Source organism: Massilia sp. BKSP1R2A-1 (assembly GCF_050586525.1).
In the GTDB taxonomy this organism is placed as follows: Bacteria; Pseudomonadota; Gammaproteobacteria; order Burkholderiales; family Burkholderiaceae_D; genus Telluria.
This window is the reverse complement of record NZ_JBOBRE010000001.1, coordinates 286,447-305,033: the sequence shown is the minus strand read 5'-3', so window position 1 is coordinate 305,033 and position 18,587 is coordinate 286,447. Positions and strand designations below refer to the sequence as shown.

Annotated in this window: 17 protein-coding genes and 1 riboswitch; of the genes, 8 read left to right on the top strand and 9 right to left on the bottom strand. The window is 66.6% G+C overall.

Going from position 1 to position 18,587, the window contains the following annotated elements; translation table 11 throughout:
* Positions 1 to 340: 340 nt before the first annotated feature.
* Positions 341 to 3,007, top strand: a complete 2,667-nt coding sequence (locus tag ACQ7JA_RS01320) for a two-component system response regulator (protein WP_430894109.1) — start codon at positions 341 to 343, stop codon at positions 3,005 to 3,007.
* A gap of 98 nt (positions 3,008 to 3,105) precedes the next feature.
* Complete coding sequence (locus ACQ7JA_RS01315) at positions 3,106 to 6,024, top strand: M16 family metallopeptidase (RefSeq protein ID WP_430894108.1); 2,919 nt, start codon at positions 3,106 to 3,108, stop codon at positions 6,022 to 6,024.
* Between the two features lie 116 nt (positions 6,025 to 6,140).
* Here the strand turns inward: ACQ7JA_RS01315 and ACQ7JA_RS01310 are convergent, their stop codons facing one another.
* The 9 genes from ACQ7JA_RS01310 to glyA form a co-directional block, all read right to left on the bottom strand.
* On the bottom strand, positions 6,141 to 6,767 hold the full coding sequence (locus tag ACQ7JA_RS01310) for a riboflavin synthase (protein ID WP_430894107.1): 627 nt from the start codon (positions 6,765 to 6,767) through the stop codon (positions 6,141 to 6,143).
* Between the two features lie 5 nt (positions 6,768 to 6,772).
* Positions 6,773 to 7,867 (bottom strand): bifunctional diaminohydroxyphosphoribosylaminopyrimidine deaminase/5-amino-6-(5-phosphoribosylamino)uracil reductase RibD, encoded by a 1,095-nt coding sequence (gene ribD, locus ACQ7JA_RS01305; RefSeq protein WP_430894503.1) that lies wholly within the window; start codon positions 7,865 to 7,867, stop codon positions 6,773 to 6,775.
* Positions 7,868 to 7,936: 69 nt separating this feature from the next.
* A complete protein-coding gene (locus tag ACQ7JA_RS01300) occupies positions 7,937 to 8,509 on the bottom strand; it encodes a GspH/FimT family pseudopilin (protein WP_430894106.1) in 573 nt (190 codons plus the stop codon).
* Entirely contained in the window at positions 8,506 to 8,955 is a 450-nt protein-coding gene (locus ACQ7JA_RS01295) for a type IV pilin protein (protein ID WP_430894105.1), read from the bottom strand. The genes ACQ7JA_RS01300 and ACQ7JA_RS01295 overlap by 4 nt, the downstream gene beginning before the upstream one ends.
* A complete protein-coding gene (locus tag ACQ7JA_RS01290) occupies positions 8,952 to 9,794 on the bottom strand; it encodes a pilus assembly protein (RefSeq protein WP_430894104.1) in 843 nt (280 codons plus the stop codon). Before ACQ7JA_RS01290 ends, ACQ7JA_RS01295 begins: the two co-directional genes overlap by 4 nt.
* A gap of 7 nt (positions 9,795 to 9,801) precedes the next feature.
* Entirely contained in the window at positions 9,802 to 10,764 is a 963-nt protein-coding gene (locus ACQ7JA_RS01285) for a PilW family protein (protein ID WP_430894103.1), read from the bottom strand.
* Positions 10,761 to 11,279: a type IV pilus modification protein PilV gene (gene pilV / locus ACQ7JA_RS01280; RefSeq protein WP_430894102.1), complete on the bottom strand. Its 519-nt coding sequence runs from the start codon at positions 11,277 to 11,279 to the stop codon at positions 10,761 to 10,763. Before pilV ends, ACQ7JA_RS01285 begins: the two co-directional genes overlap by 4 nt.
* A gap of 235 nt (positions 11,280 to 11,514) precedes the next feature.
* Entirely contained in the window at positions 11,515 to 11,973 is a 459-nt protein-coding gene (gene nrdR, locus ACQ7JA_RS01275; protein WP_159695734.1) for a transcriptional regulator NrdR, read from the bottom strand.
* Positions 11,974 to 12,024: 51 nt separating this feature from the next.
* On the bottom strand, positions 12,025 to 13,272 hold the full coding sequence (glyA, locus tag ACQ7JA_RS01270) for a serine hydroxymethyltransferase (protein WP_430894101.1): 1,248 nt from the start codon (positions 13,270 to 13,272) through the stop codon (positions 12,025 to 12,027).
* Between the two features lie 107 nt (positions 13,273 to 13,379).
* Positions 13,380 to 13,494: riboswitch (ZMP/ZTP riboswitch) on the bottom strand.
* 144 nt (positions 13,495 to 13,638) lie between these two features.
* On the opposite strand from glyA, the gene ACQ7JA_RS01265 reads away from it, so the two are divergent.
* The 6 genes from ACQ7JA_RS01265 to tolB all read left to right on the top strand — a co-directional run bounded on the left by ACQ7JA_RS01265 (position 13,639) and on the right by tolB (position 18,572).
* Entirely contained in the window at positions 13,639 to 14,385 is a 747-nt protein-coding gene (locus ACQ7JA_RS01265) for an SDR family oxidoreductase (RefSeq protein ID WP_430894100.1), read from the top strand.
* A gap of 363 nt (positions 14,386 to 14,748) precedes the next feature.
* Positions 14,749 to 15,153, top strand: a complete 405-nt coding sequence (gene ybgC, locus ACQ7JA_RS01260) for a tol-pal system-associated acyl-CoA thioesterase (RefSeq protein ID WP_430894099.1) — start codon at positions 14,749 to 14,751, stop codon at positions 15,151 to 15,153.
* A 30-nt stretch (positions 15,154 to 15,183) separates the two neighbouring features.
* Positions 15,184 to 15,867 (top strand): protein TolQ, encoded by a 684-nt coding sequence (tolQ, locus tag ACQ7JA_RS01255; RefSeq protein ID WP_430894098.1) that lies wholly within the window; start codon positions 15,184 to 15,186, stop codon positions 15,865 to 15,867.
* 15 nt (positions 15,868 to 15,882) lie between these two features.
* Positions 15,883 to 16,317 carry a biopolymer transporter ExbD gene (locus ACQ7JA_RS01250; RefSeq protein WP_430894097.1) on the top strand — a complete coding sequence of 145 codons (435 nt, stop codon included), beginning with the start codon at positions 15,883 to 15,885 and terminating at the stop codon, positions 16,315 to 16,317.
* A gap of 7 nt (positions 16,318 to 16,324) precedes the next feature.
* On the top strand, positions 16,325 to 17,275 hold the full coding sequence (tolA, locus tag ACQ7JA_RS01245) for a cell envelope integrity protein TolA (protein ID WP_430894096.1): 951 nt from the start codon (positions 16,325 to 16,327) through the stop codon (positions 17,273 to 17,275).
* A 31-nt stretch (positions 17,276 to 17,306) separates the two neighbouring features.
* On the top strand, positions 17,307 to 18,572 hold the full coding sequence (tolB, locus tag ACQ7JA_RS01240) for a Tol-Pal system beta propeller repeat protein TolB (protein ID WP_430894095.1): 1,266 nt from the start codon (positions 17,307 to 17,309) through the stop codon (positions 18,570 to 18,572).
* Positions 18,573 to 18,587 lie beyond the last annotated feature (15 nt).

The following is an 18,587-nucleotide window of genomic DNA, read 5'->3' as shown; positions in this document are numbered from 1 at the left end:
GTAATCCGCTATTTTAAAGGATTTACCGCCGTTCAAGCGGAAGCCGATACATTCTCACCAAGCACGGCTCTGCGTATCCGTCAATGACTGTTGCTCCAAAGCAACGTGCAATAATTTGCGTACATTTGTTCACACATAATTGTTAAGCTCACCCGTCCCGCATGCCACGAATCCTATGTTGTGGCGTGCTTACGCTTGACTCGATTATGATTAAGACATTGCGGTTGGAAAGCCCGCTGCGGCATGTGCCCGGCGATTTGCAGCCATTCTTCGGAGTTGCCATGGCGGTAGTTCCACACTCCAGCGGCTATCCCGCGCACTCCACGGGATGGCGACGCTGATGGCCACGATTTTGATCGTCGACGATCGGCCGAGCAATCGCGTCTTCCTGAACGCGCTGCTAGCTTACACCGGCCATCGCCTGCTGGAAGCGGAAGACGGCGCCCAGGCCCTGGCGCTGGTGCGCAGCGAACGTCCGGAACTGGTCATCACCGACATCCTGATGCCGATCATGGATGGCTACGAGTTGGTGCAGCATATTCGAAACGATCCGGACATTCGCGCTACGCGCGTGATTTTCTTTTCGGCTGTGTACGCCGAACGTGAAACGCAGGCCATGGCTGCACGCTGCGGCGTGGCGACCGTGCTGCCCAAGCCGGCCGATGCGCACCAGATTCTCGAAGCCGTCAATGCAGAACTGGGCGGGGCAGAATCGATTGCGGCGCCACCCGAGGCGCAGGAGCGCGAGCGCGCCCTGCCCTTCGACCTGTGCGCCCGCCTGGGCGAACTCGAGCGCATGTGCCTGGCCCTGATCGGCGAGCGCCGCGTCGAGACCCTGGCCGCCTCCTTCCTGGATGCCGCGCGGCGCGTCCTCCATGCAGACCATGCGGCCCTGTGCCTGATCGACCGCAACGAGCGCAACGTGCGCCATCTCGACGCCTGGTCGCTCGACACCGGCCTGTTCGAAAACCATGCGCGCGACGAGATGCGCCTGCCGGGCGTGCTGATGCGCGCCCGCGCGCCGCTGCGGCTCTCCGAGGGCGATACCCTGCTGGCCAGCCTGCCGGCCGGCCATCCGGGCGTCGGCAGCTTCCTCGGCCTGCAGGTACACGACCTGCAGCACCCACTCGGCTGGCTCTACTGCGCCCGTCATCCCGGCGCGCCGGCCTTCACCGAGGAAGAAGAGCGCTGGGCCACGGCCCTGGCCGCCCAGCTGGCGGTCGCCTACGAGAACCTGAACCTGTACGACGTGGTCCAGCGCCACGCCTCCCAGCTGCAGCTCGAGGCCCTGGCGCGCGCCGACGCCGACGCCGCCCTGCGCGAGAGCGAGCACCGGCTCGAATTGGCGCGCCAGGTCTTCGACAGCACCCAGGAAGGCATCCTGATGACCGATGCCGAAGCAAATATCGTGGCGGTCAACCCGGCCTTCGAGCAGATCACCGGCTACCGCGAGGCCGAGGTCATGGGCCTGAATCCGCGCATCCTGCGCTCGGGCCGGCACGACGCCACCTTCTACCGCGAGATGTGGAACTGCCTGGAAAAGGACGGTCAATGGCGCGGCGAGATCTGGAACCGCCGCAAGAACGGCGAAGTCTATCCCGAACGCACCAGCATCAGCGCGGTGCACGACGACGGCGGCAATCTGACGGCCTATGTCTCGGTGTCGACCGACCTGTCGGCCCTGAAGGCCGCCCATCACCAGCTCGACTTCCTGTCGAACCACGACGCCCTGACCCTGCTGCCGAACCGCTCCCTGTTCAACGACCGTTTGCAACAGGCGATCGCGGCGGCGCGCCAGGGCGACGGCGAACTGGCGCTGCTGCTGTTCAATGTCGACCGGCTCTCGCGCATCAACGACAGCCTGGGCCATGCGGCCGGCGACGCCGTGCTGCGCGAAGTGGCCCAGCGGGTCAACGCCATCGCCGGTCCGACCGACACCCTGGCGCGCCTGTCCGGCGACGAGTTCGTGCTGCTGCTCACCAGCTGCCATGACAACGAAGACATCATCCTGGCCGCGCGGCGCCTGATCGACGCCATCGCCCAGCCGCACACGGTGGGCGGGCACGACGTGGTGGTGACCGGCAGCGTCGGCATCAGCATCTTCCCGCGCGACGGCGCGGCGCCCGGCGACCTGCTCAAGGCGGCCGACGCGGCCCTGGGCGACATGAAGAAATCCGGACGCAACGGCTTCCGCTTCTTCAAGGGCGAGATGAATGCCCAGGCCCTGCGCTGGCTGGCGCTGGAAACCCGGCTGCGGCGCGCCATCGAGCGCGGCGAGCTGGCCCTGCACTACCAGCCGCAGATTTCCCGCCTCGACGGCAATGTGGTCGGCATGGAAGCCCTGCTGCGCTGGAAGAGCGACGAGATCGGCGTGGTCTCGCCGGGCGACTTCATCCCGCTGGCCGAGGACACCGGCCTGATCCACCCGATCGGCGAATGGGTGATCCGCCAGGCCTGCTTCCAGAACAAGGCCTGGCAAAACGCCGGCCTGCCGCCCATGAAGGTGGCGGTCAACGTCTCGGCCAACCAGTTCAAGGCCGGCTCGGTGAGCGGCATCGTGCAGAAGGCGCTGCTGGAGAGCGGCCTGGCGCCGCGCTACCTCGAAGTGGAACTGACCGAGAGCGTGATGCTGGGCGACAGCGCCGCGGCGGAAGCGCAGATGGCGGAATTGCGCGCCATGGGCGTGTCGCTGTCGCTGGACGACTTCGGCACCGGCTACTCCTCGCTCGGCTACCTGTCGCGCTTCCCGCTCGACAAGCTCAAGATCGACCAGACCTTTGTCCGCAACATCACCACCGAGCAGCGCAGCGCCGCGATCGCCCAGGCCACCATCGCCCTGGCCCAGGGCCTGTCGCTGTCCGTCGTGGCCGAGGGCGTGGAAACCATCGGGCAGCGCGACTTCCTGGGCCTGATCGGCTGCGACGTGATGCAGGGCTATCTGTACAGCCGTCCGGTGCCGGCGCACGAAATGGCGCAGTTGCTGGCGAAGGGGCGCGTGGCGGTCTGACCGCCCCTTTTTCACGGCCTGCCCAAACGCAACAGTGCAAGGCGGACACGCGCGGTAGAATGCATGCTCGTCCGCCAGTTTCTAACCAGGGATCACCAATGAGCAAGAACTTCACGCGCGGCCTCTGCCTGGCCGCGCTGCTGTGCGCGCAGCTGCCGGCCACTGCCGCGGCTGGCGCCACCGTAGCCAAGGGGTCCGCCACGGCCGCGGCCGCGGCCACCGCCGTTCCCTTGCGCCTCGATGCTCCGATCCCGGTCGGCCCGCAGGTCAAGGTCGGCAAGCTGGCCAATGGCCTGAGCTATTACATCCAGAAGAATGCGCGCCCGGAGCGCAAGCTCGAGCTGCGCCTGGTGGTCAAGGCCGGCTCCATCCTCGAGGACGAGGACCAGCGCGGCCTGGCCCACTTTGTCGAGCACATGGCCTTCAATGGCTCGACCAATTTCCGCAAGCACGAGCTGGTGTCCTACCTGCAGTCGATCGGCGTCGGCTTCGGCGCCGACCTGAACGCCTACACCTCCTTCGACGAGACCGTCTACATCCTGCCGATCCCGACCGACAAGCAGGAAAACGTGAGCAAGGCCTTCCAGGTGCTGGAAGACTGGGCCCACGGACTGAGCTTCGACCCCGAGACGATCGACAAGGAACGCGGCATCGTGCTGGAAGAGCTGCGCCTCGGCAAAGGCGCCTCGGACCGCATGAGCAAGCAGATCATGCCGGCCATCTTCAACGGCTCGAAGTACGCCGAGCGCCTGCCGATCGGCACCGAGGACGTGCTGCGCAACTTCACGCCCGAGGCCCTGAAGCGTTTCTACCGCGACTGGTACCGCCCCGACCTGATGGCGGTCGTCGTGGTCGGCGACATCGACCCGGCCCAGGCCGAGAAGCTGGTCAAATCGCACTTCGCCCATTTGAAGAACCCCCAGCCTTCGCGCCCGCGCGCCTATGCCGAGATTCCCGCGCGCCAGTCGACCCAGGCCCTGGTCGTCACCGACCAGGAGGCGACCGGCAACGCGGTGCTGATCCGCTATCCGGTGCAGAAGGTCGAGGAAGCCGGCACCATCCGCGCCTACCGCGACGACCTGGTGCAGTCGCTGTTCGCCGCCATGCTGAACCAGCGCTTGCAGGAGCTGTCGCAGCTGCCGGAACCGCCCTTCATGGGCGCTTCCAGCTCGCTCGGCAAGCTCACCCCGCGCTACCGCTCCTACAACGCCTCGGCCGCGCTGGGACCGCGCGGCGCCGAAGTGGCCCTGTCCGCCCTGGTCGAGGAAAACGAGCGCGCACGCCGCTACGGCTTCGGCGCGGCCGAGCTCGAGCGCATGAAGAAGAACCTGATGCGTACCTACGAGCAGGCCTGGAACGAACGCGCCAAGAGCGACTCGGCCACCTATGCCGCCGAATACATCCGCAACTTCCTGCAGCAGGAGGCGATTCCCGGCATCGACACCGAATACCGCTACGTGAAGGAGCTGGTGCCCGGCATCACCCTGGACGAAGTGAATGCCTATGCGCGCCGCACCATCCCGGCCGACTCGGGCAAGCTGGTGCTGTACACGGGCGTGACCCGTCCCGACACCCCGAAGGGCGAGCAGCTGCTCGCCACCGTGGAAGCGGCCCAGCGCGCCGAGGTGAGCCGGCACGACGAAAAAGCCGTGGCGGCGCGCCTGATGGACAAGCCGCCCCAGGCGGGGACCATCGTCGCCCAGGCCCAGGACAAGGCCCTCGGCCTGACGCACCTGACCTTCTCCAACGGCGTGAAGGTCATCCTCAAGCCGACCGACTTCCGCAACGACCAGGTGATGATGAGCGCCGCCCGCTTCGGCGGCCAGAGCCTGTTCGGCGACCAGGACATCCTGAACGCGCGCTTCGCCAACGCCATCGTGGCCAGCATGGGCGTGAAGGAGTTCACCCCGCTCGACATGCGCAAGATCCTGGCCGGCAAGGCGGCGCAAGTGAACGTGGGCCTGGCCAACTACACCGACGTGGTGGTGGGCGCCTCGGGCGCCACCGACGTCGAGACCATGCTGCAGCTGACCTGGCTGAAGTTCAGCGGCGTGCGCCGCGACGAGGACCTGTTCCGCTCCTACGTCGGCAAGCAGGCCGAGCAGGCGCGCAACCAGACCGCCCAGCCGGGCACGCGCTTCGGCGACGCGGTGATGGCGGCGCTTTACAACAACCACCCGCGCGCACCGCGCAGCCTGACGCCCGAGGAATACGCGCAGATCGACCTCGACCGCAGCATCGACATTTTCAAGCAGCGCTTCTCCAGCGCGAAGGACCTGACCTTCATCCTGGTCGGCAGCTTCGACCCGGCGGCCATCAAGCCCCTGCTGGCGACCTACCTCGGCAGCCTGCCGACGCCCGACCTCCCGGTGGCCTACCGCGACGTCGGCCTGCGTCCGGCCAAGGGGGTGGTCAAGCGCGAAGTCAAGAGCGGCACCGAGCCAAAAAGCACGATTTCGCTGACCTTCACGGGCCAGGCGGAATTCACGGAAGCCGAGCAGCTGCGCCTGTCGGCCCTGCTGGAAGTGACCAACATCCGCATCATCGACGTGCTGCGCGAACAGATGGCGCTGATCTACGGCGGCGGCGCCACCGGGGCGCTGAGCAAGATCCCGTACGGGAACTACTCGATCGGCGTGACCCTGCCGACCGGGCCCGAGAACGTCGACAAGGTGCTGGCCACGACCTTTGCCGAGATCAAGCGCCTGCAGACCCGGGGGCCGGATGCGGCCGACCTGGAGAAGGTGAAAAGCAACTGGATCCAGAACCACCGCCGCTCGCTGCGCGAGAACGGTTACTGGCTGGGACACCTGCAGTCGGCCTTGAGCGAAGGCACCGACCCGGCCTCGATCCTCGATGTCGAGAAGCGCGTGCAGGCCTTGACGGCCGACGATATCCGCCTTGCTGCGCAGCGCTATTTCAACGAGCGCAATTATGTGCAGGTGGTGTTGAATCCGGAAACGACGGCGCCCGCGCAGGTGGCGGCGCATACCGACAAGCCGGCGCCGGGCGGTTGATTATAGTAGGGTGGGCGCTCCCGCGCCCACGCGTTCAACACAACGGTGAGCACTCGCGCCGCGTGGTCTCCTCCGTGATTTGAACGCGCGGTCGGCGCAGCCGACCACCCTACGAATCAGCCTTTCGCCGACAGCATGCGCTCGACGTAGCGCGCGATCAGGTCGATCTCCAGGTTCACCTTCGACCCCGCCTTCAGGTGCTTGAGCGTGGTGACCTCGATCGTATGCGGAATCAGGTTGATCGAGAATCGGCACACCTTCCCGCCTTCCGCCGCCACATCCTCGACACGGTTCACGGTCAAGGACACACCGTTGACGACGATCGATCCCTTATAGGCCAGGAACTTGGCCAGCTCCCACGGCGCGTCGATCACGAGTTCGCGCGACTCGCCCACCGGCTCGAAGCTGTGCACCGTGCCCAGGCCATCGACGTGGCCGGACACCAGGTGCCCGCCCAGGCGCTCGGCCAGGGTCAGGGCCTTCTCCAGGTTGACTTCGCCCGCCCCTTCCAGGCCGACGGTCTTGCTGAGGCTTTCGCGCGAGACGTCCACGGCGAAGCTGTTGCCGGTCTTCTCGACCACGGTCATGCAGGCGCCGTTGATGGCGATCGAGTCGCCCAGGGCCACGTCGGCCAGGGGCAGCGGGCCGGCGTCGATCTGCAGGCGCACGCCGGCAAACGAGCCGCCTTCGAGCGGGGTGACGGAGGTGATGTTGCCAACGGCGGCGACGATTCCAGTAAACATGCTGCTTATTCCTTCGTAGTGATGTCGGTATGGGGGTGCGCGAACCTGGCCAGGATGCGGATGTCGTCGCCGGCCCGCGCCACGTCGTGGAAGCGCAGCTGGCGTTTGTCCGAGAGCGCGGCGAGCGGCGGCAGGTCGAACATGCCCTGCCCCGGTCCGATGAGGCTCGGGGCCAGGTAGACCAGCAGCTCGTCGACGCAGCCTTCGCGCACCATCGAGGCATTCAGCTTCGAGCCGGCCTCGACGTGCACTTCGTTGATTTCCCGCCGGCCGAGCTCGCGCATCAGGGCCGGCAGGTCGACCTTGCCCTTCGGGTTCGGCAAATGGATGACTTCGTGTCCCGCTGCGCGCAGGGCCGCGGCCTTCTCGGGTGCATCGGCGGCGGCGACGATCCAGCACGGTTCGCCCTGCAGGATGCGTGCGTTCAGGTCGATCTCGAGGCGGCTGTCGACGATGACGCGGCGTGGCGGCAAGGGCGTATCGACGCCGCGCACCGTCAGTTGCGGATCGTCCGCCTTGACGGTGCCGATGCCGGTGAGGATGGCCTGGGCGCGGGCGCGCCAGGCGTGGCCGTCGGCGCGTGCGTCCGGGCCGGTGATCCACTGGCTTTCGCCGCTATCCAGTGCGGTGGCGCCGTCCAGGCTGGCGGCCACCTTCAGGCGCACCCAGGGCAGGCCGCGCCGCATGCGCGAGAAGAATCCGATATTGAGTTCGTGGGCGGCATCGGCCAGCACGCCGGAGGTGACGGCGATGCCGGCCGCCTCCAGCTGGGCCAGGCCGCGGCCGGCGACCAGGGGATTCGGATCGGTCATGGCGGCCACCACGCGGCCGACGCCCGCCTGCACCAGCGCGTTCGAACACGGCGGCGTGCGGCCGTGATGGCTGCATGGCTCCAGGGTCACGTAGGCGGTGGCGCCGCGCACATCGTTGCCGCGGGCGGCGGCATCGCGCATCGCCTGGATCTCGGCGTGGGCCTGCCCGGCCGGCTGGGTGTGGCCGGCGCCGATCACGATGCCGTCGCGCACGATCACGCAGCCGATGCGGGGGTTCGGCGCGGTGATATACATGCCTTTCGCGGCCCAGGCGAGGGCCAGGGCCATGCCCTCGGTGTCGTCGCGGATCTCTACCCTGTCCTCTTGCACGTTCTTCTTCCTGTCTGCCATGTTTGCCTAGCGCGGCGCCTCCGCACCGTCGCAGGCATCGTCGCGCGCGGGATTGCATACGCGCACGCGACCGAGCATATTGATCTTAATACGGCGGATATGCTCGCCGTGTAAGAGCGAAAGCGTACCCAGCCGTGACGCGTTGCCGCCCGCATCGCTGCAGCTGCGCCCGGCGCCATTGTAGGCGATGTACTGCGGCGGCGCTGACTGGGTGAAGGAAAAGTCGATCCGCACGCCTTCCGGCACCGGACCGTGCACCTGCAGGATCTCGTCGCCCACGCCCGGCTGGCGGTCGCCGTCGCGGTCGATGAAGACGGTCCAGCCGCGGGTCCAGTCGGCGCCGCCGGGGTCGCGCGGCATCAGCTTGACGCGCGCGTTGCGGGCAATGGCCTGGGCCCGGGTCTCGGCGATCGCGCCCATCAGGTCGCCGGAAGCGGTACGCAGTTGCTGCGCCGCCACCAATGCCTGCAGGTCGGGCGCGGCGACGGCCATCATGATGGAGGCGATGGCGACGACGACCGCCAACTCGACCAGGCTGGCTCCCCTTGCCCGCTTGCGCCAGCCGCGTGCGGCCTTCATGGCCAGCAGCGCGGCCCGGCGCCGCTCGCACCCTGGGCGCCGGTGCTGTCGAGGGTCAGTACGCCGCAGTCCGGATCGCGGAAACGCACGTCGACCCTTTCCGTCCCCGGCCGGGCGCGCAGCACGATGCAGTGGCGGATGTCCTGCCCTTCGCAGGCGTAGCCGTCGATCTCGTAGGCGCTCCTCTCCGGTTGCGATCCAAGGTGCCAGCGAAAGTCGCGGCTGCCGGGGTCGTTCGACCCGGACGAGAACGCCAGGTAGCTATGGTGCTGGGCACGGTATTGTTCCTGGCGCTGCATGGCGTCGACCAGGGCGAGCTGCGCCTCGGTGCGGCGGGCCTTGACGATATGCCGCGCATAGCCGGGCCAGGCGATCGCGGTCATGATGGCCAGGATCGCGACCACGATCAGCACCTCGATCAGGGTAAAACCCTTGTGCCTGTTCATCGCCGCTCCCCGTGTCTCGACGCCACCATGCTGTCCTGCCAGTTGCCGATTTCGCGCCAGCCGACGCGGATGCCGGGACCGCCGGGCGAGCCGGGTGCGCCTGGCGGCAGGGCCTGGCCGGGAGGTGGCGTTCCACTGCCGGGCCCGCCACCCGGCGCCGGTGGCTGCTCCGGTTCCGGGGCGGCCGGCGCATCGGGTCCGGCGGGGACAGCCGGCACACCCGGCTCCGCCCCAGGCGGCGCCCCTGTGCCCGGCGCAGGCGCGCTGGGTGGCAACACCTTGCGGTAATAAGCCTGCACCGCCGCCTGGGTCGTCTCCACACTCCCGAAACCGAGCGCGGTGATGCGATACAGCAGGGTATCCGGGCTCGAAGGCATCAGCTCGATCAGGTAGCGCGGCGCCCGTGCCGCCAGCGCCCCGCCGGTCGGGATGGTCACCCCGCTGAAGGCGCCGAGCACGACGCCCGGCCCTTCCGGATCGGCCAGGACCGCATGGATCTCCTCCCCGGCTGCATGGCGGCAGAGTCCCCCGAAAGGCGCGCCACCCCGGCAGCCGTCGGCAAAGGCGGCAGGATCCGCCTGCGCCAGCGCCGCGGCCCGGACCGAGCCGGGATCCAGACCGCCTTCAATATCGTGCTCGGCGTCGCGCAGCCCCGCCATGGCGCCGTGCAGGGCCAGCATGCGGTCGCGCTCGTGCCCGGCGACCCGGGCGGAGGCGATGGCGGCGCGGGCGGCGGCGATGCCCGTCATCAGCACCGCCAGCATCAACAGCAAGGCGGTCAAAAGGGCCACGCCGCGCTGCCGCCTTTGCCGGGACCGCATGAAGTCGCGTGCCGTCATCGCGCCCTCACCTCGCCCGCGCCGGCAGCGCCACGGTCGTGGCGAACACCTTGCGGTAGCGTGCATCGCCGCTGTTGCCATCCCGCGGCCTGCCGCCGCGCACGCTGCTTGCCGCCAGCACCGCTTCGGGAAGGCGCGTGCCGGCGTCGTCCGCGCCTTGCGCCGCGCCGTAATCCGGTCCGAACAGGTCGTGGACGACATGGCGCGTGCTTTCCAGCTTGCTCACGGGCCCGTGCAGCAGCAAGGCCACGTGCACGATGGAGACCTTCTTCCAGTGGGTGCGCTTGCGCAGGTCGGCCTCGCGTTCGGCGGCGGTCGCGCCGGCCAGCGCCAGGCCGGCATCGAGCTCGCTCACCGCACTGGCGTTCAGGTAGCGCTCGGGCGCGCCGTCGCCGTCGAGGTCGACGCCGTAGAGCAGCTGAAAACTGTCCACGGCGCCCACCACGGCGTCCGACGACCAGTTGCTGCTGCCCCGGTACTTGCAGCGCAGCTCGGCTTCGCCCTGAGCGTTGCGCGCCACGTAGAAGATGCTCCAGCCTTCCTCGTCGCGGTGGACGCTGAAACCGGCGCAATCCAGGCTGCTGCCGTCGCCACTGGGCGCTGCACCGCTGCCGGGAAAGCGCACCGCCAGCACGTCGCTGCCGTTGACGGCCAGGGGCGAGGCGTTGTCGATGCCGTGGCCGGTGCGCGGCACGCTGCGCGCATCCAGGCCGGCGAGCGCGCCGGGCGCCGCCGGATCCGGGCCGCTGCTCGCGCGCTCCCAGTCCGCCGCGGCCGACTGGCGCACCGCACGCGCGACGACTTCCAGGGCGTAGCGGCCGGCATCGTCCATGGCGGCGGTTTCCAGCTGCGCGGCAAACGCGCGGTTGGCCCAGATGAACAGGCTGCCGGCCGCCAGCAGCACCACCAGGCCCACGCTCATGGCCACCAGCAGCTCGGCCATCGTCATGCCCGCTTCACGCCCTCTCATTGCAGCACCATCACGTAGCCGGGGCCATCGCCGGTTCCCTGCCAGCCCAGCTTCACCACCGGCAGCGCATCGGGGGCGCCGTCGCAGTCCCAGCGGTAGGCATTGGCGGCCGGGTCCCAGGGCGAACCATCCCGGCACACCAGCATGCGCCCGCGCGGGAATTGCGTGCTCAGGGCCTGGCGCAGCGCGTGCAGGTCGAACTGCGCCAGCGCCTCCGGCGTGCAGCTGCTGCCGCCGAAACACAGCGCAGCGGCGGCAGGCATGCTTTCCGCAGCGTCGTACTGAAAGGAGAGGTAGGGATTGGCGCCGTCCGGCAGCGTGGCGATGGCCGGATTGACGCGCATGCGCGCGGCCAGCGCATTGGCCAGCTGGGCGGCCTCGGAGCGTAGGCTGGCCTGCTGGCGCGTGCGCTCCGCCGTGATCTGCACCGCCCCGGCGCCGACGATGCCCACGGCCAGCACGAACAGGGCGACCAGCACCTCGACCAGTGTGAAGCCTCGTTCCCGGACACGCACGGCACCCTCCCGATCTCGCGACAGCGTTGACGGACCGGCAGGTTCAAATCTACCTGCCAGTGACGAGCTGTGAAGTTATCAGGGGAGCCGGAGCCGGCCATGAGATGGGCCAAGCGTGATCGGGGAACTGTTGGGCTGAGGCGTGCTCTGCGACTATGCGACGGGGAGTCGAACGCGTGGGCGGAGGACTCGCGGGGCCGCCCAGGCCCACCCTACGAGAACACGGAGGCGGAGATTATTTTCGCGGGTGGCCGACTTCGGCCAAGGCTTCCTGGAACTCGGCCAGGTCTTCGAAGTTCTTGTAGACCGAGGCGAAGCGGATGTAGGCGATCTTGTCGAGGCGCTTGAGTTCCTGCATCACCAGTTCGCCCACGTAGCCGGTGTCGACTTCGCGGCGGCCGCTGGTCAGGAGCTTTTCTTCGATGGTGGCGACGGCCGTGTCGATCGCCTCGGCGGCGACCGGGCGCTTCCTCAGCGCCAGCATCAGGCTGCCGCGCAGCTTGGCCGGCGCATACTCCGTGCGGCTGCCGTTCTTCTTGACGAGGATCGGCATCGACAGTTCGATGCGCTCATAGGTGGTGAAGCGCTTGTCGCACTTCGCGCAGCGCCGGCGCCGGCGAATGGCATCCCCTTCCTCGGACACGCGCGTGTCGAGGACCTGGGTATCTTCATGCTGGCAGAAGGGACATTTCATGGGCGCCGGGTGCTTCCTGAAAGGGGCTGCACAGCGCAGCCCCGGATTGCCTTACTTCGCGTAGACCGGATACTTGTCGGTCAGGACCTTGACCTCGGCCTTCACGCGCTCGATGGTCGCGGCGTCGTGCGGGTTGTCCAGCACGTCGGCGATCAGGTGGCCGACCTTGACCGCGTCTTCTTCCTTGAAGCCGCGGGTGGTGAAGGCCGGGCTGCCGAGGCGGATGCCCGAGGTGACGAATGGCTTCTGCGGATCGTTCGGAATGCCGTTCTTGTTGCAGGTCATGTGTGCCTGGCCCAGGATGGCTTCCGCTTCCTTGCCGGTCAGGCCTTTCGCACGCAGGTCGACCAGCATCACGTGCGACTCGGTACGGCCCGAGACGATGCGCAGGCCGCGCTCGGTCAGGGTATTCGCCAGGGCGGCGGCGTTTTTCACCACCTGCTTCTGGTACTCCTTGAACTCCGGCGACAGCGCTTCCTTGAAGGCGACCGCTTTACCGGCGATCACGTGCATCAGCGGACCGCCCTGGATGCCCGGGAAGATCGCCGAGTTGATGGCCTTCTCGTGCTCGGCCTTCATCAGGATGATGCCGCCGCGCGGACCGCGCAGCGATTTGTGGGTGGTCGAGGTGACGAAGTCGGCGTGCGGCACCGGGTTCGGGTACTCGCCCGCGGCGATCAGGCCGGCGTAGTGGGCCATGTCGACCATGAAGTAGGCGCCGACTTCCTTGGCGATGCGGGCGAAACGCTCGAAGTCGATGCGCAGGGCGAAGGCCGAGGCGCCGGCGATGATCATCTTCGGCTTGTGCTCGCGGGCCAGGCGTTCCATGGCGTCGTAGTCGATGTCTTCCTGCTCGGTCAGGCCGTAGGAGATGACGTTGAACCATTTACCGGACATGTTCAGGGCCATGCCGTGGGTCAGGTGGCCGCCTTCGGCCAGCGACATGCCCATGATGGTGTCGCCCGGTTTCAGCATGGCGAAGAACACGCCCTGGTTGGCCTGCGAACCGGAGTTCGGCTGCACGTTGGCGGCTTCCGCGCCGAACAGTTGCTTCAGGCGGTCGATCGCCAGCTGCTCGGCGACGTCGACGTATTCGCAACCGCCATAGTAGCGCTTGCCCGGATAGCCTTCGGCATACTTGTTGGTCAGCTGCGAGCCCTGCGCTTCCATGACGGCCGGCGAGGTGTAGTTCTCGGAGGCGATCAGTTCGATGTGGTCTTGCTGGCGAACGTTTTCCTTCTGGATGGCATCCCACAGTTCCGGGTCGACATTGGCAAGCGTATGGTCTTTTGCAAACATGTAAAACTCCAATCGAGAGAAATACCAGGCAACGGTCAGCGTTGACAGTGCGTATGTGGCGGGCCCCAGGACAAGCGCCCGCCGAACGCGTCTCAAAGCGTTCCGTCGATGGCTGCCCAGGCGAACGGCGGTGATGCCTCACGTTCCCCGGTGGATGTCCACCTTGGCCAGTCGTGGCGAAACAGCGCCGCGCCCGGCATTTCGCCAGTTACGTGAGACGTAAATTCACCAAATTGTATGTGATCTACGCTCCTTAGGGCAAGGAAACTGCTGTCTTCCTAACAAGACGCAGGCGCCAGGCCGGCCGCCAGCGGAGATGTGGCCGTTTCGGCTACAATTTTCGGATCACTCCTCCAGGGACCACCCATGATCGTCTTGATTACCGGCGCCTCGGCCGGCTTCGGCGCCGCGATGGCGCGCATTTTTGTGAGCAATGGCCACCGCGCCATCCTGGCCGCGCGCCGCACCGAGCGCATCGAAGAACTGGCGCGCGAACTCGGCGAGGCCGCCCTGGCGGTGACGCTGGACGTGACCAGCCGCGCCTCGATCGAGGCGGCCATCGCCGGCCTGCCGGAAGGCTGGCGCGACATCGACGTGCTCATCAACAATGCCGGCCTGGCGCTGAACACCAAGCCGGCCCATGAGGTCCCGCTGGAAGACTGGGACACCATGATCGCCACCAACTGCCAGGGCCTGGTGACCATGACCCGCGCCCTCCTTCCGGGCATGGTGGCCCGCGGCAGCGGCCTGGTGATCAACCTGGGCTCGGTGGCCGGTCACTATCCCTACCCGGGCGGCAACGTCTACGGCGCGACCAAAGCCTTCGTGGAACAGTTCACCCTCAACCTGCGCGCCGACCTGGTCGGCACCGGCGTGCGCGCCACCAACCTGGCGCCGGGCCTGTGCGGCGGCACCGAGTTCTCGAACGTGCGCTTCAAGGGCGACGACGCGGCGGCCGCCAAGGTCTATGAAGGCACGACGCCGCTGACGGCCGAGGACATCGCCAACACCGCCTACTGGATCGCCACCCTGCCCCCGCACGTGAACGTCAACAGCATCGAGTTGATGCCGACCTGCCAGGGGTTCTCGCCTTTCGCGATCAAACGCAGCTGACTATGTAGGGTGGGCGGCCCTCCGCCCGCGCGTTCACACCATGCCTGAGTAGCCTGCTCCATGGCTGATTAGAATGCGGTTGAACGCGTGGGCGGGAGACCCGCCCACCCTACAAAAAGCGCCGCGATCTCGGAAAATCCTATGTTTTAGCTTGCGTAACTAATCGTATCGAGCGCTGGCCAAATGTGAGAAAGTGTTACAGTAATTGGCCTTTCGGCTATGTTTCACGTCTACTACTGCCGCACTGCTCTGCCTTATCCGAGAGGCATGGACTACTTTTTCCCGGCTTTATGTATGGAAGCGTACATAAGAAGGGTAGATATCGCGTAAAATGTTTCCTATTTACATTTAATGGCAGGGGAAATGCCTTCAGCTTTTGACTGGACAGTCAGGGTCTATTACGAGGACACCGACGCCGGTGGCATCGTGTTTTACGCTAATTACCTGAAATTCTTCGAACGGGCCCGCACCGAATGGCTGCGCGCGCTCGGCGTCGGCCAGCAGGAATTGCTGGATGCCGAAGGCGCCGTCTTCGTCGTGCGCAGCGCTTCGCTCGATTATCACGCGCCGGCCCGCCTGGACGACGTGCTGACCATCCGCACCATGGTGGACAAGCTTGGCTCGGCCTCGGTCCGCTTTACCCAGCAAGCCTGGAAAGACGAACTGCTGCTGACCAGCGCCAGCGTCAAGGTCGGCTGCGTCGACCTCGCCACGATGCGTCCGCGCTCGCTCCCGGCCACTGCTGCTGATAAAATGCGCGCCGCATAAAGAATCTAACCAATCCGACAACCCGACACGATGACCGAGACTCCAGACCTTTCGTTGACCGCCCTGATCCTCAACGCCCACCCGCTGGTGCAATTGATCATGGCCTTGCTGCTGCTGTTGTCGGTCGTCAGCTGGACCTATATCTTCCGCAAGGTGTTCGCCCTGCGCGCCGCCCGTAGCCAGACCGAGCAGTTCGAACGCAGCTTCTGGGCCGGCGGCAACCTGCACACCCTGCACCAGAGCGCCAGCGCCCAGCGCGACCAGAGCGGTCCGCTGGCCCGCATCTTCGAAGCCGGCATGGGCGAATTCATCAAGGGCAAGCAGGCCGCCCGCGACGTCAACGACATGGGACCGGTCCTGGACGGCTCCCGCCGCGCCATGCGCGCTTCCTTCCAGCGCGAACTCGACGCCCTCGACCTGCACCTGAACTTCCTGGCCTCGGTCGGCTCGGTCTCGCCCTACATCGGCCTGCTCGGCACCGTCTGGGGCATCATGAACGCCTTCCGCGGCCTCGCCAACGTGCAGCAGGCAACGCTCGCCGTGGTCGCGCCCGGCATTGCGGAGGCGCTGATCGCCACCGCGATCGGCCTGTTCGCCGCGATTCCGGCGGTGGTCGCGTACAACCGCTTCACCCACGACATCGACCGCCTGGCGATCCGCTTCGAGAGCTTCGTCGAAGAATTCTCGAACATCCTGCAGCGCCAGTCGCGATAAGGACGGAGGCTCCCGATGGCTTTTTCCAGCAGCAGCCTGCGTGGCGGACGCAAACGCAAATTCAAGTCCGAGATCAACGTCGTGCCCTACATCGACGTGATGCTGGTGCTGCTCATCATCTTCATGGCCGTGCCAGCCAACGAGGCGCCGAGCGTGGTGAACCTGCCGAGCGCCGAGAAGTCGGCGCTGCCGCCGGACACCTACATCCGCCTCTCGGTCCAGCCCGACAACAAGCTCTCGATCGGCGTCGGCGGCAAACAGAAGATCGCCATGGAAGACGTGGCCGACCGCACCGCCCTGCTCGAGCGCCTGCGCGCCCTGCACGAAGAGAATCCGGACTACCCGGTCCTGATCGAAGGCGACCGCGAGAGCAAGTACGAAGACGTGATCAGCCTGATCTCCGACGCGAAGAAGATGGGCATTAACCGGGTGGGTCTCGCGACCAAGTAAGCCATTTATGTCAGCAATGAAGCCTGCCACCGCCGGCGCGCCCTACAGCGTGCCGCCAGAACCGAGCCGCCTGCCAGCATTCATGCTGGCACTGGCCGTGCACGCCGCTCTGCTGGGCTTCCTGTGGTTCGGCATCAGCTGGCAGACCAGCGAGCCGGTCGCCGTCGAGGCCGAGGTGTGGGACATGTCGGTGCAGACCGCGGCCGCGCCCGAGCTGCCAACGCCGCCCGCGCCGGAACCCGCGCCGGAGCCGGAACCGGTGACGCCGCCGCCACGCGCCATCGAGCCGCCGCCGGTCGAGCGCCCTGCCCCGACGCCGCCGGACATCAATCTGCAGCGCGAGAAAGAGCGCAAGGAACTGGCAAAGCGCGAAGAGGCCGAAAAGAAGGAACGCCTGCGTAAGGAAGAGGAAGCGCGCGAGAAGAAACTCGCCGAGCAGAAAAAGAAGGAAGACGCCGAGCGCGAGAAGAAGGAACTCGCCAAGAAGGAAGCCGCCGAACAGAAGAAGAAAGAAGAAGCCGAAGCCAAGCAGAAGGCGCTGGCCGAGGCCAAGAAGAAGGCCGCCGCCGAGAAGGCCGAAGCCGCCAAGCTCGATAAGCTGCGCCAAGATGAACTCAAGCGCATCGCCGGCGCCATGGGCAGCACCGGCACGGCCGCCAAGTCGACCGGGCCGAAAGCGGATTCCGGCTACGTCGCCGCCATCACGGCTGCAATCAAGAGCAATACCGCCTACGGCGGCAGCACGACCATGCCGGGCAATCCGAAGGCGATCTTCAAGGTCGAGCAGCTGCCGACCGGCGAAATCATGTCGGTGCGCCTGGTGAAAAGCAGCGGTGTGCCTGAGTTTGACAGAGCAGTGGAAAATGGTATTAAAAAGGCATCTCCGCTGCCGAAGAAAAAGGATGGCACGGTGGAACGCACGCTCGACGTCAATTTCTCGATGAAGGATTACGACTGATTCATTCGATGGATACGGTTCAAGACAGATTATGAAAAAACTCCATTACCTGCTGTTCAGCGCCACCCTCCTGATGGGCACGGCGACCAATGCCCAGATCAAGGTCGAAATCGCCGGTGTCGGCAGCAACCAGATCCCGGTCGCGGTCGCGGCCTTCGCCGACGAATCGATGGCGCCGGAACAGGTGTCCGCCATCATCCGCGCCGACCTCGAGCGCAGCGGCGTGTTCAAGGTCATCGACGCCGGCCAGGTGATCAGCGACACCGCCAACATCGACCTGGCCGCCTTCAAGGCCAAGGGCGCCGACGCCCTGGTGGTCGGCAGCGTGGCGCGCCAGCCGGACGGCCGCATCGCGGTGCGCTATAAACTCCACGATACCGTCAAGGGCGCGCCGATCTCGCAGCTGGGCGGCGAAGTGCAGCCGAAGTACACCCGCCTGCAGGCCCACCGCATCGCCGACGACGTCTACGAGAAGCTGACCGGCGTGCGCGGCATCTTCTCGACCCGCATCGCCTATGTGAAGGAAGACCGGTCTGGCCGTAACTACAGCCTGGTGGTGGCCGACGCCGACGGCGAGAACGAAGTCGTCGCCGCCCGCGGCCGCGAATCGATCATCTCGCCGGCCTGGTCGCCGGACGGCACCAAGGTCGCCTATGTGTCGCTGGAAGACCGCAAGCCCGTGGTCTACCTGCAGGACCTGATGACCGGCCGCCGCAACGTGATCTCGAACGTCAAGGGCAACAATTCGGCGCCCGCCTGGTCGCCGGACGGCAGCCTGATGGCCGTGGCCCTGTCGCGCGACGGCAATACCGAAATCTATACCGTGCGCCCGGACGGCACGGGCCACAAGCGCCTGACCAACAATGCGGCGATCGACAGCGAGCCGCAGTTCTCGGCTGACGGCCAGACCATTTATTTCATGAGCGACCGCAGCGGCGGTCCGCAGATCTACAAGATGAGCGTCTCGGGCGGCAATGCCACCCGCCTGACCTTCAACGGCAACTACAACATCAGCCCGCGCGTGTCTTCCGATGGCAAGACCCTGGCATGGATCTCCCAGCGCAACGGCAGTTTCTCTCTTTACGCGATGGACCTGGCAAGCGGCCAGGAACTGCGCCTGGCCGATGGGGCCACCGAACCGAGTTTTTCGCCTAACGGCAAGTACATCATGTATGCGATCAAGGGCGGCGGGCGTGCCTCGCTGGCCGTGGTCTCGGTGGATGGACGGGTCAAGCAGCGCTTGAGCACCAATGCGGGAAACATTCGGGAGCCCAGCTGGGGTCCCTTCATGAAGTAAAGAAGCAGAAACTTT

What these genes read in the sequence shown, in the direction of transcription:
- ACQ7JA_RS01285 (WP_430894103.1), bottom strand. Translation starts at nt 10,764, where the DNA reads ATGAGAGGGCGTGAAGCGGGCATGACGATGGCCGAGCTGCTGGTGGCC.
- ACQ7JA_RS01315 (WP_430894108.1), top strand. Translation starts at nt 3,106, where the DNA reads ATGAGCAAGAACTTCACGCGCGGCCTCTGCCTGGCCGCGCTGCTGTGC.
- ybgC (WP_430894099.1), top strand. Translation starts at nt 14,749, where the DNA reads ATGCCTTCAGCTTTTGACTGGACAGTCAGGGTCTATTACGAGGACACC.
- ACQ7JA_RS01295 (WP_430894105.1), bottom strand. Translation starts at nt 8,955, where the DNA reads ATGAACAGGCACAAGGGTTTTACCCTGATCGAGGTGCTGATCGTGGTC.
- ACQ7JA_RS01300 (WP_430894106.1), bottom strand. Translation starts at nt 8,509, where the DNA reads ATGAAGGCCGCACGCGGCTGGCGCAAGCGGGCAAGGGGAGCCAGCCTG.
- ribD (WP_430894503.1), bottom strand. Translation starts at nt 7,867, where the DNA reads ATGGCCCTGGCCCTCGCCTGGGCCGCGAAAGGCATGTATATCACCGCG.
- ACQ7JA_RS01290 (WP_430894104.1), bottom strand. Translation starts at nt 9,794, where the DNA reads ATGACGGCACGCGACTTCATGCGGTCCCGGCAAAGGCGGCAGCGCGGC.
- ACQ7JA_RS01310 (WP_430894107.1), bottom strand. Translation starts at nt 6,767, where the DNA reads ATGTTTACTGGAATCGTCGCCGCCGTTGGCAACATCACCTCCGTCACC.
- tolB (WP_430894095.1), top strand. Translation starts at nt 17,307, where the DNA reads ATGAAAAAACTCCATTACCTGCTGTTCAGCGCCACCCTCCTGATGGGC.
- glyA (WP_430894101.1), bottom strand. Translation starts at nt 13,272, where the DNA reads ATGTTTGCAAAAGACCATACGCTTGCCAATGTCGACCCGGAACTGTGG.
- tolA (WP_430894096.1), top strand. Translation starts at nt 16,325, where the DNA reads ATGTCAGCAATGAAGCCTGCCACCGCCGGCGCGCCCTACAGCGTGCCG.
- nrdR (WP_159695734.1), bottom strand. Translation starts at nt 11,973, where the DNA reads ATGAAATGTCCCTTCTGCCAGCATGAAGATACCCAGGTCCTCGACACG.
- ACQ7JA_RS01320 (WP_430894109.1), top strand. Translation starts at nt 341, where the DNA reads ATGGCCACGATTTTGATCGTCGACGATCGGCCGAGCAATCGCGTCTTC.
- ACQ7JA_RS01265 (WP_430894100.1), top strand. Translation starts at nt 13,639, where the DNA reads ATGATCGTCTTGATTACCGGCGCCTCGGCCGGCTTCGGCGCCGCGATG.
- ACQ7JA_RS01250 (WP_430894097.1), top strand. Translation starts at nt 15,883, where the DNA reads ATGGCTTTTTCCAGCAGCAGCCTGCGTGGCGGACGCAAACGCAAATTC.
- tolQ (WP_430894098.1), top strand. Translation starts at nt 15,184, where the DNA reads ATGACCGAGACTCCAGACCTTTCGTTGACCGCCCTGATCCTCAACGCC.